The sequence below is a fragment of the Frankia sp. CeCAU1 genome, from assembly GCF_977971845.1.
On sequence record NZ_CDWWXA010000070.1, the window covers coordinates 21567 to 22675 of the forward strand.

Annotated in this window: 1 protein-coding gene; it reads right to left on the bottom strand. The window is 68.2% G+C overall.

Annotated features, from left to right (window positions below; translation table 11 throughout):
• The coding region (locus tag AC08OO_RS13750) for an RNA-guided endonuclease InsQ/TnpB family protein (RefSeq protein WP_476618603.1) at positions 1–976 on the bottom strand (976 nt) is incomplete at its 3' end.
• Between the last annotated feature and the right edge of the window lie 133 nt (positions 977–1109).

The window sequence follows — 1109 nt, forward strand, 5'->3', positions numbered from 1 at the left end:
CCTGCGACGTCGGCTCGAACCGTCCGATCCGGACCAGCGTCCGGCCGTACCGGGCGGCCTTGTACTCCAGCATGGCGACGAACGCCGACCAGCCGGCGTCGTGCACCGACTTCGCCAACCGCGTGCGCGCGAGCCCGTTGACCGCCAAGTCCTCGACGGCGACCGCTTGATTCTCGCGGATCAGCCGGGTGGAGAGCTGGTGATGGAACTCGCGGCGCGCGTCGGCGACCCGCGCATGCGCACGGGCGACCTTCAACCGAGCCTTGGCCCTGTTCTTCGAGCCCTTCTTCTTCCGGGACAGGTCGCGTTGCACCCGGCGGAGACGTTTCTCCGTGCGGCGCAGAAACCGAGGAGAAGCGATCTTCGTGCCGTCGGAGAGGACCGCGAAGTGGCCGAGTCCCAGGTCGATACCGACCTCGGTGGTCGTCTCCGCCGGGCTGTCCACCTGTCCCGCCTCGACGACGAAGCTCGCGAAGTACCGGCCTGCGCTGTCCCGGATCACCGTCACCGACGACGGTGCCGACGGCAACCTGCGCGACCAGCGGACCGGAACATCGCCGATCTTCGGTAGGCGCAGCTTCCCGCCCGTGGTGACCGACCAGCGGGCGTTGGCGGTGAACCTGACCGACTGGCGGGTGTCCCGCTTGGACTTGAACCGCGGCGCGCCCATCCGGGGCCGTTTCCCGGCCAGCCCGTCGAAGAAGTTCCGATAGGCCGTATCGAGGTCGCGCAGCGACTGCTGCAACACCACCGCGGACACCTCTGCGAGCCAAGCCCGTTCCGGGCTCTTCTTCGCCTCGGTGATCAGCAGCTTCGACAGGTCCCCCGTCTTCGGGAACGGCAGCCCCGCCGCCCGCGCATCCTCCCGGGCGCGCAGGCCGTCGTTGTACACGACCCGGGCGCACCCGAACGCCTGTGCCAGCGACGCACGCTGACCCGCCGTCGGGTGGAGCCGGAAGCTGTACCGAAGCTGCACACCCCCAGTTTACCCTTGGTTTATGGCCACCGATCTCAACGTTCGCACTGGCAGGCACTGCGTTTTCGCCCTGCACGCCCACTTGGTTTTCGTCACGAAGTATCGGCATCGGGTCTTCCACGACCGGCACCTC